Origin of the sequence: Streptomyces sp. KPB2 (assembly GCF_003950055.1) — a bacterium.
In the GTDB taxonomy this organism is placed as follows: Bacteria; Actinomycetota; Actinomycetes; order Streptomycetales; family Streptomycetaceae; genus Streptomyces; species Streptomyces salinarius.
This window is the reverse complement of the sequence record NZ_CP034353.1, coordinates 6,762,292-6,775,591: the sequence shown is the minus strand read 5'-3', so window position 1 is coordinate 6,775,591 and position 13,300 is coordinate 6,762,292. Positions and strand designations below refer to the sequence as shown.

Here is a 13,300-nt window from a genome sequence, read left to right as displayed (position 1 = left end):
CAAGGTCAGGGCGGCAAGCGGCACATGCCGGTGGACGCCCGCGAACTCACGCTCGAATACGCCCGCCGGTGACCTGTCCGCACCGTGACGCGTTGCCCGGGTATGACCCCCACGTACTCGTCGACCGGCAGTCGGCGCCGCGTGTTCGTACCGGTGCCCGCGGGACCGGTGCCCCCGGCCCCGCAGATCCCGGACCCGCCGATCTACCGCGAGCTGATGCGGACCTGGGCCGACGGCGGCCGCACCCTGCCGGGGCGCCACGACCCGGAGTGGGTCAGGCTCGCGGAGCCCCCGCGCGGCCTCGGCGACTTCTTCGCCACGGGTGACTTCTTCACCACCGGCGACCTTCGGGTCGGCGGCGACTTCACCGTCGCCGCCGGGCTCACCGCTCCTCGGGACCCGCGAGGTGACGGGCGATGACCATCCGCTGGATCTGGTTGGTGCCCTCGACGATCTGCAGCACCTTGGCCTCGCGCATGTACCGCTCGGCCGGGAAGTCGGCGGTGTAGCCGTACCCACCGAGGATCTGCACGGCGTCGGTGGTGACCCGCATCGCCGTGTCGGTGCAGTGCAGCTTGGCCATGGCGGCCTGCTTGGCGAACGGGAGTCCGGCATCGCGCAGCCGGGCCGCGGTCAGGTACAGCGCACGGCCGGCCTCGATCTGCGTCGCCATGTCGGCGAGCATGAAGCGCAGCCCCTGGAAGTCGGCGATCGGCTTGCCGAACTGCCGCCGCTCGGCCGCGTAGGACACCGCCTCGTCCAGCGCCGCCTGGGCCACTCCGATCGCGCAGGCCGCGATGCCGAGCCGGCCGGATTCGAGCGCGGACAGGGCGATCGCGAAGCCCTGCCCCTCCTCGCCGATGCGCCGGGCGTCGGGCACCCGTACCCCGTCCAGGTGGACCTGCGCCGTGGGCGAGCCCTTGAGTCCCATCTTCTTCTCGGGCACCGCGGCGCTCAGCCCCTCGGCGTCGCCGGGCACCAGGAAGGCGGTGATGCCGCGCGGTCCGTCCTCGCCCGTGCGCGCCATCACGGTGTAGAAGTCGGCGATGCCGCCGTGCGTGATCCACGCCTTGGTGCCGGTGATCACCCAGTCGTCGCCGTCGCGCACGGCCTTGGTGCGCAGCGAGGCGGCGTCGGAGCCGGAGGCGGGTTCGGAGAGGCAGTAGGCGCCGAGCAGGCCGCCGCCGAGCATCGCGGGCAGGTGCTCGGTCTGCTGCTCCTTGGTGCCGTAGGTGGCGAGCGCGTAGGAGGCGAGCGTGTGCACGCTGACGCCGAGGCCGACGGTGAGCCGGGCCGCGGCGAGCTCCTCGAGGACCTGGAGGTAGACCTCGTAGGGCTGTTCGCCGCCGCCGAACTCGGCGTCGTAGGGCAGTCCGAGGAGGCCGGCGTCGGACAGGAGGGTGAAGACCTCGCGCGGGAAGCGTCCGGCGTCCTCCTCCTCGGCCGCGCTCGGGGTGATCTCACGCTGCGCGATGTCGCGGACGAGCGAGATCAGATCCCGTGCCTCGTCCGTCGGCAGTTGCCGGTCCACCTGCTGCGGGGCGCGGTCGGGCATGGCGACGCTCTCCTCCCTGTCGGGCACATCGGCGGACGTGCGCCTTGGGTGGAGGCGGCTCCGCCGGGTCGTTCGGGCCTGGCCGATGCTCGCACTCCCGGGTCGCGGAAGCGGCTGACCAGCGGCTGTGCGCTGTGAGTATGCCCGATCGGAGGCACGGAGTCACCAGTTAACGACCGCTTACTCGAAGAATTCGGAGAATGGCCCGGACCGCGCCCGGGGGCCGGGATTTCCGGCTCCCCGGCGTCGAGAATGGTCCGCACCATTGACCACACTGGTCTAGTCCTCCTACGGTGACGAACCGAACGCCTTACCGCGTTCATGCCAATCGGCGCGCGTTCCCTCTTCCCCCCACGAGGAGACACCCGATGCACGTCCCGCACCTCCCCCGCGTCCGCCCCATCCGGACGCTGTTCTCCGCCCTGTGCACCGTCGCCCTGGGCGCCGGACTGCTGGCCGGCGCCGGTCCGGCCACGGCGACCGCCGAGTCGCCCGCCGCGCAGGCCGCGGCCGGGTCCAAGGTCGTCGGCTACTTCACGGAATGGGGCGTCTACGACCGCGACTACCACGTCAAGAACATCGAGTCGTCGGGCTCCGCCGACAAACTCACCCACATCAACTACTCGTTCGGCAACGTCACCGGCGGAAAGTGCGCCATGGGCGACTCCTACGCGGCCACCGACCGGGCCTACACCGCGGCCGAGTCCGTCGACGGTGTCGCCGACACCTGGGACCAGCCGCTGCGCGGCAACTTCAACCAGCTGCTCAAGCTGAAGAAGAAGCACCCCGACCTCAAGATCCTCTGGTCCTTCGGCGGCTGGACCTGGTCCGGCGGCTTCGCGCAGGCCGCGCAGAACCCGGAGGCGTTCGCCCAGTCCTGCTACGACCTGGTCGAGAACTCCAAGTGGGCCGACGTCTTCGACGGCATCGACATCGACTGGGAGTACCCGAACGCCTGCGGCCTGACCTGCGACACCAGCGGTCGTGAGGCCTTCCCGAAGCTGATGGGCGCCCTGCGCGCCAAGTTCGGCCAGGACTACCTGGTCACCGCGGCGATCACGGCCGACGCAACCTCCGGCGGCAAGATCGACGCGGCGGACTACGCGGGCGCCGCCCAGTACGTCGACTGGTACAACCCGATGACGTACGACTTCTTCGGCGCCTGGGACGCCACCGGGCCGACCGCCCCGCACTCGCCGCTCACCTCGTACTCCGGCATCCCGAAGGAGGACTTCCACACCTCGGCGACGATCGCGAAGCTCAAGGGGCTCGGCATCCCGCCCTCGAAGCTCCTGCTCGGGCTCGGCTTCTACGGCCGCGGCTGGACGGGCGTCACCCAGGCGGAGCCGGGCGGCAGCGCGACCGGTCCGGCGAAGGGCACGTACGAGAACGGCATCGAGGACTACAAGGTACTGAAGACCAGTTGCCCGGCGACCGGCACCGTGGGCGGCACCGCGTACGCCAAGTGCGGTGACGACTGGTGGAGTTACGACACCCCGCAGACCATCGCGACCAAGATGGCCTACAAGGACGAGCAGGGCCTCGGCGGCACGTTCTTCTGGGAGCTGAGCGGCGACACCGCCAACGGTGAGCTGATCAGGGCGATCGACTGAACCACCCGCCCACGCACGGGGGGCGGAGGGGTGGAGACCGGCTCGGGTCTCCACCCCTCCGTCACGCGTCGTCCGGGCGCCGGCGTCAGGATTCGTCGCGGCGGGCCGGGGCCGGGGCCGGGTAGGCGGGGTCCAGTTCCTCGATGGCGCGCAGCGTGCCGCCCAGCGACTTCACCAGCAGCTCGCGCATGGTCTCGCGGGGCAGTTCGGGCCGGCCGATCCAGTCCAGGGTGGCACCCTCGACGCTGCACACCCAGGCGAGCAGGCCCATGCGGGCGAGCGGCCCGATGTCCGAACGCCCGTAGGCCCCTTCGGCGATGGTGCCGACGATCGCCTCGCGCACCCCGTCCCGGATGGCGTGCACCTCGGCGTCGAAGCCGACACCGCCGCTGACGATGGTGCGGTAGGCCGCCTGGTTGTGCTCGGCGTAGCGCAGATAGCCGTCGATGGTGCGCTGGACGCGGTCCACCTGCGGCAGTTCGGTGCCGCGCGCCGCGGTGGTGACGAGGTCGGCGACGGAGTCCTGGACGATCGCCAGGTAGTAGCCCCGCTTGGACTGGAAGTAGTAGTAGATCAGCCCCTTGGCGACATGCGCCTGGCGGGCGATGTCGTCCATCGAGAGCGCGTCGTACGACGTGTCGGCGAACAACCTCCGCCCGATGGCGATGAGTTCCGCGCGGCGCGCAGCCGAGCGCTCGGTGCCGCGCGCCCGGGGACGGGCGTCGGCACGTTGTTGACTGATATTCAATTTCGACCCTGGTCTCCTACGGGCGGCGGGACATCCGCAGTATGGCAGGTCGGGTCGTGGGGCAGGTCACACCCGGGTCACGTCACGGACGGGCCGCCGGTCACGTCACGGAGGGACCGCCGGTCAGGTCACAGGAGGCCCAGCTGGACCACGAGCATCGCGACCACCACGACGAGGGTCCAGCCCAGGACGTGTTCCAGGATCTTCGGGCCGTCTTCCTTGGGGCCGCCGGTACGGACACGGGTGGCGGCTGCGGTGTGTGCGGTCATGGCGTCTCGCTGCTCTCGGGCTTCGGCTGGGGCGGAGTCCCCCCCGCTCACGGTGTCCACCTTGCCACCGTGAGCGGCTTTCGCGCCCGAGAGCTTGGTCACAGCGGCGCCGGTCAGCGCACGCCCACCGCCGCGAGGGCCTTGCGCTGACGCGGGCTGGGGTGGGCCGGGAAGTAGAGGTAGCAGACGCCACCGGTGCCGGAGGCGACCTTTCCACTGGCGTTGTACCGCTTGGTCCTGAGCCAGATGTTCTCCCACTCGCGCCGTTTGTAGACGCGGCGCACGGCGTCGTTGTCGTCCGAGGCCGGGTCGTTGGCGATCACGTCGCCGTCGGCGGTGAAGCCGATCACGGTCATAAGGTGGCCCGAGGTGCCGTAGCCCGACCCGGTCAGCTCCTCCTCCAGGAACGACTGGGACGTGATGACCGGGATGCCGGCCGCGATCAGCGTCTCCAGGTCGGTGAGGGAGCCGAGGCGGGTGACCACGCCCTGGAGGCCCTTGAACGTGGCGGCGTAGGCGGCGTTGAAGGGCCAGTTGCCGCAGCCCTCGTACTGGTTGTCGTAGGTGTACCGGGCGGCGTGGCAGATCTGCGGGTCGGCGTAGGAGGGGTCGACCCAGGCGAGCTGTTCCTCGGTGAGACGGCCGCCCCAGTACTCGATGATCATCTGCGAGGAGGTGGGGCTGCACCAGGCCTCGCCGCCGTTGTCGTACTCGGGGTACTGGCCCTTGTGGATCTCCTGCGAGTAGCGCGGGACGCGCAGTTCCCCGGCGTGGCGCGGGGTCGAGGCCGGGACGGTGAAGCGGTCGGGGACGTCGGAGCCCATCGCGCCGAGCCGCCAGACGGTGGGCGTGCTGCGCGTGCCGGGACGGCGGTGGAGGGTGAGCCGGAGCCGGTAGGAGGTCAGACGCAGGCCGGTGGACGCGTCGTCGATCGAGAAGGTGTCGGTCCAGATGCTGCTTCTGCCGTCGCTCTGGTCGTCGACCGAGGTCCGCCTGATGTCCTGCTCGCCGTCGCCGGCGGTCCAGCGGCCCATCACGTACCAGGGCGTGTCCGTGCCGTCGGAGTAGGTGCCCCGCAACTCGACCTGGATCCAGGTGCCGCTCGGCGTGTGCGCGTTCCAGGAGGCGATGACCTCCGTCGAGGGCACCGCGAGCCGGTGGACGGGCGAGGTCCAGGTCGCGTACTCCCAGGCCGCCGTGGTGCCGGTGTGCGGGTCGGTGTAGTCGGCGGTGCCGGCCGGCGCGCCGATCACGACGCCGGAGCGGGCGCCCGCGACGGGACGGACCCCCTGGGCGGCCCCTTGCCGCCAGTCCCGGAACGTGGTCCAGGCGTGGTAGTCGACCGGTCGCCGCGAGGCGGCCCGGGCGGGGCCCGTGGCGGCGCCGCCGGTGCCCGCGGCGGGCGCGGCCTGGGCGGTGGCCGGGATCGCGCCGCCCGCCGCGGCGGCCGCCACGACGGCCGCGGCCAGGAGGGTTCTGCGGGACGGCTGTTCGACTCTGCTCATGGGCGGGAGACCCCCAGGTGTCCGGGTCGGGCGGGTCCGTCGTTGCACGTTCGTGCGCCAACTATGGCCGCAGGCGCCCGGTCCTGCCAGCACTTCCACGCACGCCACGCCACCAATATTGGTGTCGACCAGTGGCGGAGGCAGAAGGTACGGACGTCCGGGCGCGGGGGCCGGGGGACGCGGGTGGTTAGAGTGCGGGTGACCTCGTCCGCCCTCCTGCCCACGGGATGCGCCATCCTCGACCCAGCAGCCCGGCTCCGCCGGCTTCCCCCTTCCTGCGGGCCCGTGCGCCTGATCGGCGTCGACGGACACGCCGGGTCCGGGAAGTCCACGTTCACCGGTCGGCTGGCGGCCCGGCTGGACGGTGCGCCGGTGCTGCACCTGGACGACATCGCCAGTCACGACGAGCTCTTCGGCTGGACCGGGCGACTGCTCCGCCAGGTGATCGAGCCCCTGCGGCACGGCGAGACGGCGCACTACACGCCGTACGACTGGCGGGCCCGGTGTTTCGGAGCGCCACGCCCCCTGCCCCCCGCTCCGGTGATCCTCGTCGAGGGTGTCGGCGCGGGCCGGTCGGCACTGCGGCCGCACCTGGCCGCGCTGCTCTGGATGGACGTACCCCGCGAGCAGGCGTGGGCGCGCGGACGGGCGCGCGACGGAGCGGAACAGCGGACGTTCTGGGACGGGTGGATCCCGGCCGAGCGCCGGCACTTCGCCGAGGACCCCTCACGCCCCTTCGCGCACCTTCTGGTGCGACAGCGCGAACAGGGGTACGAGGTGCTGCCGGGGCCTGCGGGAACGGCCACCGGAGCCCACTTCCTCACTCAAAGTGACGGACCGTCCGCGATGTGTTGAACGCGTGAAGATCACGCTCCCGCAACCCGCCGACGTGCCCCAACTTCGCTTGACCCGGGGGCCGTACAGGTCTTACGTTCTGAATGTGCGGCAGATCGAAGCCGCCGACAGACGCGAAGCCCCCGGTTGTTCCCCCGTGATCGGGGGCTTCGTTCTGCCCCGAGCACGTTTTCCAGCTGCTGCGCGACGCCGAACGCTCACCCTCGGTGACCGCCGGGCCGCGCGCCCCCACCGCTCCGACCTGCGGAACGGCCCCTCCCGCACCCTTCGGAGGAAAGACCGCCGCGGGTACGATGCCCTCGGTGCGAGCTACCGGAGATTGCCGCACGCACCTGCAACTCCGGTCCACGGCAGAGCCGTTGACCGAGGCGGCCGACGGGCGACGGCTCGGCGGCTTACCGACGGGGGCACGGTAGGTGGGGGACGTGATGGACTTCGGCACGCAGGGCCCACCGGCCCCGGCCGAACTCGCCTGGCTGCGCGGCGTGGACGCCTACACGATGGGGGCCTACCCGCAGGCGGAGGAGGAGTTCCGGGCGGCGGTGCGGATCGATCCCACGATGGCCGACGGCTGGCTGGGACTGCACGCGCTGCGCGTCGACACCACGAACGCGCTCCTGCGAATGTTCCGCAACCGCGACCGCTTCGGCGAGCAGCGGGCCCGCCACCGACGGACGCTCAACTCCTGGTACTGGCTGGGCTGGTGGGTGCAGCCGGTGCTGGAGAACCCGCGCGACCTGCTGCTGGCGCACGCCTCGCACTGGCTGGACGGCCGGCACGTACCGGAACTGGACCGGGCGCTGGCCGGGCTGCCGCCGGTGGACTCCGATCCCCAGGTCCGCTTCCTGCACGCCTGCCGCGCCTATCTGGTCAAGGACTGGGAACAGCTCGTGCGGCACACCGACCCGCTGCTCGGCGATCCGTTACTGGGCATCGAGGCCGGCCTGTTCAGCGGCATGGCCCGGGTCCGCCTGGAGATGTACGGGCAGGCCGAGCCGCTCCTTTCGGCGGCCCTGATGCGGTGCCGCAGCGAGCAGCCGCAGCGCAAGGAGCTGCGGTACTGGCTGGCGCGGGCCCATGAGGGCACCGGGCGCAGCGCCGCCGCGCTCCCCCTGTACCGGGCGGTGCACCGCGTCGACCCCGCCTTCATGGACACCTCGGCCAGGCTGGCCGCGATCGCCGAGGGCGACGGCTACGACGACCCGACCGACCTGGCGGGACTCGCGCAGGCCGGTGCGGGGACGGACGGCCTGGACGGACTCGACCCCCTCTTCGGCACCGAGGAGCGCGGCGTCAAGCTCTCCGCCCCCGAGCCCCCGCTGTCCGCCCCGCTGCCCCCGCTCGGCGGAGCGTCGGTGCGCGAGAAGGCGGGCGGGCCGGACCCGTCCCTGCCCACCGGGCCCACCGATCCCGCGTTGCTGGAGGAGGCGCTCGCGGAGCTGGAGCGGATGGTGGGCCTCGAACCGGTGAAGCGGCAGGTCAAGGCGTTGTCCGCGCAGTTGAACATGGCGCGGCTGCGCGCCGGGCAGGGCCTGCCCGTGCAGCCGCCCAAACGTCACTTCGTCTTCTCCGGCCCCTCCGGCACCGGGAAGACCACCGTGGCCCGCATCCTGGGCCGCGTCTTCTACGCCCTCGGGCTGCTCGGCGGCGACCACCTCGTGGAGGCGCAGCGGGCCGATCTGGTCGGCGAGTACCTGGGCCAGACCGCGGTGAAGGCCAACGAGCTGATCGACTCCGCGCTCGGCGGTGTCCTCTTCGTGGACGAGGCGTACTCCCTGTCCAACTCCGGGTACGGCAAGGGCGACGCGTACGGCGACGAGGCGCTGCAGGTGCTGCTGAAGCGGGCCGAGGACAACCGGGACCACCTGGTGGTGATCCTGGCCGGCTATCCGGAGGGCATGGACCGGCTGCTGGGCGCCAATCCCGGGCTGTCGTCGCGCTTCACCACACGGGTGGACTTCCCGTCGTACCGGCCGCTGGAGCTGACCTCGATCGGGGAGGTGCTCGCGGCGGAGAACGGGGACGTGTGGGACGAGGAGGCGCTGGACGAGCTGCGGTCGATCGCCGGGCACGTGGTGGATCAGGGGTGGATCGACGAGTTGGGGAACGGGCGGTTTCTGCGGACGCTGTACGAGAAGAGCTGTGCGTACCGGGATCTGCGGTTGTCCGTGTATCCGGGGGTGCTGAGCCGGGACGATCTGGCGACGTTGCGGTTGCCGGATCTGATGCAGGCGTATGGGGAGGTGCTGTCGGGGCGGGGGCCGGGGGCTCCCCCGACGGTGTGAAGGGCGTGGGGGCGGGGTGGGGGGCGCTTGCCCGCGTTGACGGGGTGCCGCTGCGCCCACCCGTGCCGCCTGGGGGTACCTCCCAGGCCGTTCAGGCACTGGGGGAGGCACGACTGCCCGCAGCGGCGGCGGCGGGGGGCGACTGCCCGCAGCGGTGGCGGCGGGGGGGGACGGCTGCCCGCAGCGGTGGGGCTATGTGGCCAGGGTTACCTCCCTGTCCCTGTGGGCCGGGTCCTTTACCTCGCCGACCAGGAGTTCCAGTACGTCCTCCAGGGCGACCAGGCCCAGGACCCTGCCCGACGCGTCCGTGACCTGGGCCAGGTGGGTGGCTGCTCGGCGCATCACCGTGAGGGCGTCGTCCAGGGGGAGTTCGGGGCGCAGGGTGGTCATCGGGCGCCACAGGTGCTGCGGGACGGCGCGGTCGGACTCCTCCAGGTCGAGGACGTCCTTGACGTGCAGGTAGCCCATGAAGGCGCCCTGTTCCGCCGCGATCGGGAAGCGCGAGTACCCGGTGCGGGCGGTGAGCCCGACGATCTCCCCCGGCGTGACCGAGGGGCTGACCGTCACCAGGGACTCCCGCGGGAGGAGCACGTCGGTCACCGGGCGGGAGCCCAGTTCCAGGGCGTCCTCCAGGCGTTCCTGTTCCTCCGGGTCGAGGAGGCCCGCCTGACCGGCGTCCTCCACCAGGCGATTGAGCTGCTCGCTGGTGAACACGGCCTCGACCTCGTCCTTGGGCTCGACGTGGAAGAGCCGCAGGATGCCCTGCGCGCAGGCGCCGAGCGCCACGGTGATGGGCCTGCACAGGCGGGCGAAGGCGACGAGGCCGGGGCTGAGCCACAGCGCGGCCTTCTCGGGGGCGGCCATGGCGAGGTTCTTGGGCACCATCTCGCCGATGACCAGGTGGCAGAAGACCACGGCGGCCAGCGCGATGACGTAGCCGAGCGGGTGGATCATGCCGTGCGGCAGGTGGATCCACTCGAAGACCGGCTCCAGCAGATGGGCGACGGTCGGCTCGGCGACGGCGCCGAGGGTCAGTGAGCAGACGGTGATGCCGAACTGGGCGGCGGCCATCATCTGGGGCAGCCGTTCCAGGCCGTACAGCACCTGCCGGGCGCGGGCGGTGCCGAGCGGTTCGATCTGGCTGCGGCGCACGGAGACGAGCGCGAACTCCGCGCCGACGAAGAAGCCGTTGGCGAGCACGAGCAGGGCGGCGAAGAGGAGTTGCAGGACGCTCATCGGGCGGCCTCCAGCACGGAGACCGGCGCGGTGCGCACCAGCCGTATCCGTTCGGCGCGGTAGTGGCCCACCTGGCGGACGGAGAGCCGCCAGCCGGGCAGCTCGGCGCGGTCGCCGACGGCGGGGATGCGGCCGAGCAGGTCGGCGACGAGTCCGGCCACCGTCTCGTACGGTCCCTCGGGCGCCTGAAGGCCGACGCGGCGCAGGGCGTCCACGCGGCAGCTGCCGTCGACGTCCCAGGCGGGCCGGCCGTCCTCGGGCGGGGCGGGGGCCAGTTCGGGCGCGTCGAGGCCGTCGTGCTCGTCGCGGACCTCGCCGACGATCTCCTCGACGATGTCCTCCAGGGTGACGACGCCGGCGGTGCCGCCGTACTCGTCGACGACGACCGCGATGGGCTGCTCGCTGCGCAGCCGGGTGAGCAGCGGCCGTACGGGCAGGGTCTCGGGGACCAGCAGAGCCGGGCGGGCGATCCGGCCGGCCGGAGTGCGCAGCCGGTCGTGCACGGGGACGGCGAGGGCGTCCTTGAGGTGGACCATGCCGACGATCTCGTCGATCTTCTCCCGGTAGACCGGGAAGCGGGACAGACCGGTGGCGCGGGTCAGGTTGACGACGTCCTCGGCGGTGGCCGAGGCGTGCAGGGCGCTGACCTTCACGCGCGGGGTCATGACGTGCTGGGCGGTCAGTTCGCCGAGCGACAACGTCCGGACGAAGAGGTCGGCGGTGTCCTGCTCCAGGGCGCCGGCCCGGGCGGAGTGCCGGGCCAGGGAGACCAGTTCGCCGGGGGTGCGGGCGGAGGCCAGCTCCTCGGCGGGTTCGATGCCCAGGGTGCGGACCAGGCGGTTGGCCACGGTGTTGAGCGCGGAGATCACCGGGTGGAAGAGGCGGGCGAAGGCGTGCTGGGGCCCGGCGACGAAGCGCGCGACCTGCAGCGGCTTGGACACCGCCCAGTTCTTGGGCACCAGCTCGCCGATGACCATCTGGACCGCCGAGGCCAGCAGCATGCCGACGACGACCGACACACCGGACACGGCACCGTCGGGGACGCCGATCGCCGTGAAGGGGCCGTCGAGCAGCTGGGCGAGCGCCGGTTCGGCGAGCATGCCGACGACGAGGGAGGTGATGGTGATCCCGAGCTGGGTGCCGGAGAGCTGGAAGGACAGCTCCTTCAGGGACTCGACGACCCGGTGGGCGCGCCGGTCGCCGGCCGCGGCGGCCTGTTCGGCGTCGGGGCGTTCGACGGTCACCAGGCCGAACTCGGCCGCGACGAAGAAGCCGTTGGCGAGGATCAGCAGGAACGCGGCTGCCAGGAGCAGCAGTGGGGTGGTCATGAGGCCGCCGCCTGTGGGGTGTCACAGCAGGGGGCGGCGCAGGTACTGCAGGACGGTCCGTCCATCGCCGGAGGGAGTCACTCCTCGGGTAGCAGGAACCCCGCGCACCGGGCGGAGCGACGGGGGCGAGGACGCGACGGCCGCGTCCTCGTTCCCAGATTAATCACGAAAAGGGTGCCCGCGGCAGGGTCGGCGGCGCCGCGTCAGTCACGCGGGGCCTCGGGAAGGGCACCGGACCGGGCCTCCACGAGGTCGCGCAGGGCGCGTGCGTCGGCGAGGGCGCGCTGCCTGGCGATGCCCGGCTGGATGCCGAGCGCGGGCAGGCTGGTGCCGTCGCTGAGGTCGAGGAAGACCCAGGGGTCGCCCTGGCGGAGGTTGACCCGGAGGATCTCGGGCCAGGCGAGGTCCCGCCTGGCGGTCAGGTTCACCACGGTGACGCCCGTCTCGTCGGCGACGACCCGGGGCCGGGCCAGCAGGAGCAGCACGCCCGCCAGGAGGAGGGCGGTCAGCACGAAGCTGAGTCGCTCGCCGGGTCCGAGACCGCCCAGCAGCAGGCCGAGCGTCGTGACGGTCACGAAGGTGACGACCGCGAGGACGATCAGGACGGCACGGGTGCGTCCCGGGCGGAAGGTGACGGGCAGGGCCGGCAGGTGGTCCGGCGTGGTGTCGGGCATGGTGTGGCTCCGGGTCGTGCTCGCGACGGGGAGGGGGTCAGAGCCGGCAGGCGTGGATGGCCGTGGTCAGGATGGCCCGGGCGCCGATCTCGTAGAGGTCGTCCATGATCCGCTGGGCCTCCTTGGCGGGGACCATCGCGCGGACGGCGACCCAGCCCTCGTTGTGCAGCGGGGACACGGTCGGGGACTCCAGGCCGGGGGTGAGGGCGACGGCCTTCTCCAGCTGCTCCACCCGGCAGTCGTAGTCCATCATCACGTACGTCCGGGCCACCAGGACGCCCTGGAGGCGGCGCAGGAACTGCTGGACCTTGGGCTCGGTGGTCGCGTCGGGCTCGGCGCCCGAGCGGCGGATGACGATGGCCTCGGACTGCATGATGGGCTCGCCGAAGACCTCCAGGCCCGCGTTGCGCAGGGAGGTGCCGGTCTCGACGACGTCCGCGATGACCTCGGCGACGCCCAGCTCGATGGCGGTCTCGACGGCGCCGTCCAGGTGGACGACGGAGGCGTCGATGCCCCGGTCGGCCAGGTGGGCGGCGACGATGCCCTCGTAGGAGGTGGCGACGGTGCGGCCCTTGAGGTCGTCGATGCCGTTCGCCGTGCCGGGCTTGCCGGCGAAGCGGAAGGTGGAGCGGGCGAAGCCGAGCGGGAGGATCTCCTCGGCGTGGGCGCCGGAGTCGACCAGCAGGTCGCGGCCGGTGATGCCGATGTCGAGCTTGCCGGAGGAGACGTAGATCGCGATGTCGCGGGGGCGGAGGTAGAAGAACTCGACCTCGTTGGTCGGGTCGACGATCCGCAGTTCCTTGGACTCGCGGCGCTGCTGGTAGCCGGCCTCATGCAGCATCTCCCCCGCGGGGCCTGACAGGGAACCCTTGTTGGGGACGGCGATGCGCAGCATGAGGTCGGCTTCCTTTGCGTGAAGGGGGGTGAGAGGGCGTGCTGGGGGCTTACAGGTGGGCGTAGACGTCGTCCAGGGAGATGCCGCGGGCGACCATCATGACCTGGACGTGGTACAGCAGCTGGGAGATCTCCTCGGCGGCGGCGTCCTTGCCCTCGTGCTCGGCGGCCATCCAGACCTCCGCGGCCTCCTCGACGACCTTCTTGCCGATGGCGTGGACGCCCTTGTCGACCAGTTCGGCGGTGCGGGAGGTGGCGGGGTCGCCGTGGGCTGCCTTGTGCTGGAGCTCGGTGAACAGCTCCTCGAACGTCTTCTTGGACATGATGGCCCCCACTTT

Annotated in this window: 13 protein-coding genes; 4 read left to right on the top strand and 9 right to left on the bottom strand. The window is 71.9% G+C overall.

What is annotated here, in order from left to right; all coding sequences use genetic code 11:
- Nucleotides 1-102: 102 nt before the first annotated feature.
- Nucleotides 103-420: a hypothetical protein gene (locus D1J63_RS30670; RefSeq protein ID WP_125633299.1), complete on the top strand. Its 318-nt coding sequence runs from the start codon at nt 103-105 to the stop codon at nt 418-420.
- On the opposite strand, the gene D1J63_RS30665 is transcribed toward D1J63_RS30670, so the two are convergent.
- A complete protein-coding gene (locus D1J63_RS30665) occupies nt 383-1,555 on the bottom strand; it encodes an acyl-CoA dehydrogenase (RefSeq protein WP_125633297.1) in 1,173 nt (390 codons plus the stop codon). The two genes, D1J63_RS30670 and D1J63_RS30665, sit on opposite strands and share 38 nt — an antisense overlap.
- 368 nt (nt 1,556-1,923) lie before the next feature.
- Here D1J63_RS30665 and D1J63_RS30660 point away from each other — a divergent pair, with 368 nt between their 5' ends.
- The gene (locus tag D1J63_RS30660) at nt 1,924-3,168 is read left to right on the top strand and encodes a glycoside hydrolase family 18 protein (RefSeq protein ID WP_125633294.1); all 1,245 of its coding nucleotides are present in this window, start codon (nt 1,924-1,926) and stop codon (nt 3,166-3,168) included.
- A gap of 85 nt (nt 3,169-3,253) precedes the next feature.
- Here D1J63_RS30660 and D1J63_RS30655 read toward each other — a convergent pair whose 3' ends face one another.
- From D1J63_RS30655 to D1J63_RS30645, 3 genes are all read right to left on the bottom strand, one after another.
- Nucleotides 3,254-3,916, bottom strand: coding sequence for a TetR/AcrR family transcriptional regulator (locus D1J63_RS30655; RefSeq protein ID WP_102927179.1), 663 nt, complete (start codon nt 3,914-3,916; stop codon nt 3,254-3,256).
- A 128-nt stretch (nt 3,917-4,044) separates the two neighbouring features.
- On the bottom strand, nt 4,045-4,185 hold the full coding sequence (locus tag D1J63_RS30650) for an SCO1431 family membrane protein (RefSeq protein WP_107499473.1): 141 nt from the start codon (nt 4,183-4,185) through the stop codon (nt 4,045-4,047).
- A gap of 113 nt (nt 4,186-4,298) precedes the next feature.
- Nucleotides 4,299-5,690, bottom strand: a complete 1,392-nt coding sequence (locus D1J63_RS30645; protein WP_164713048.1) for a peptidase C39 family protein — start codon at nt 5,688-5,690, stop codon at nt 4,299-4,301.
- A gap of 198 nt (nt 5,691-5,888) precedes the next feature.
- On the opposite strand from D1J63_RS30645, the gene D1J63_RS30640 reads away from it, so the two are divergent.
- Both D1J63_RS30640 and D1J63_RS30635 read left to right on the top strand, forming a co-directional pair.
- Nucleotides 5,889-6,545, top strand: coding sequence for a hypothetical protein (locus tag D1J63_RS30640; RefSeq protein ID WP_241235624.1), 657 nt, complete (start codon nt 5,889-5,891; stop codon nt 6,543-6,545).
- 428 nt (nt 6,546-6,973) lie between these two features.
- On the top strand, nt 6,974-8,830 hold the full coding sequence (locus D1J63_RS30635) for an AAA family ATPase (protein WP_125633290.1): 1,857 nt from the start codon (nt 6,974-6,976) through the stop codon (nt 8,828-8,830).
- Nucleotides 8,831-9,022: 192 nt separating this feature from the next.
- Here the strand turns inward: D1J63_RS30635 and D1J63_RS30630 are convergent, their stop codons facing one another.
- From D1J63_RS30630 to D1J63_RS30610, 5 genes are all read right to left on the bottom strand, one after another.
- Nucleotides 9,023-10,066 carry a hemolysin family protein gene (locus D1J63_RS30630; protein ID WP_102931146.1) on the bottom strand — a complete coding sequence of 348 codons (1,044 nt, stop codon included), beginning with the start codon at nt 10,064-10,066 and terminating at the stop codon, nt 9,023-9,025.
- Nucleotides 10,063-11,394, bottom strand: coding sequence for a hemolysin family protein (locus D1J63_RS30625; protein WP_125633288.1), 1,332 nt, complete (start codon nt 11,392-11,394; stop codon nt 10,063-10,065). The genes D1J63_RS30630 and D1J63_RS30625 overlap by 4 nt, the downstream gene beginning before the upstream one ends.
- Before the next feature lie 203 nt (nt 11,395-11,597).
- The gene (locus D1J63_RS30620; RefSeq protein ID WP_102931144.1) at nt 11,598-12,068 is read right to left on the bottom strand and encodes a PH domain-containing protein; all 471 of its coding nucleotides are present in this window, start codon (nt 12,066-12,068) and stop codon (nt 11,598-11,600) included.
- Nucleotides 12,069-12,105: 37 nt separating this feature from the next.
- The gene (hisG, locus tag D1J63_RS30615) at nt 12,106-12,963 is read right to left on the bottom strand and encodes an ATP phosphoribosyltransferase (protein ID WP_102931143.1); all 858 of its coding nucleotides are present in this window, start codon (nt 12,961-12,963) and stop codon (nt 12,106-12,108) included.
- 49 nt (nt 12,964-13,012) lie between these two features.
- Nucleotides 13,013-13,285 carry a phosphoribosyl-ATP diphosphatase gene (locus D1J63_RS30610; RefSeq protein ID WP_030380826.1) on the bottom strand — a complete coding sequence of 91 codons (273 nt, stop codon included), beginning with the start codon at nt 13,283-13,285 and terminating at the stop codon, nt 13,013-13,015.
- Nucleotides 13,286-13,300: the final 15 nt, after the last annotated feature.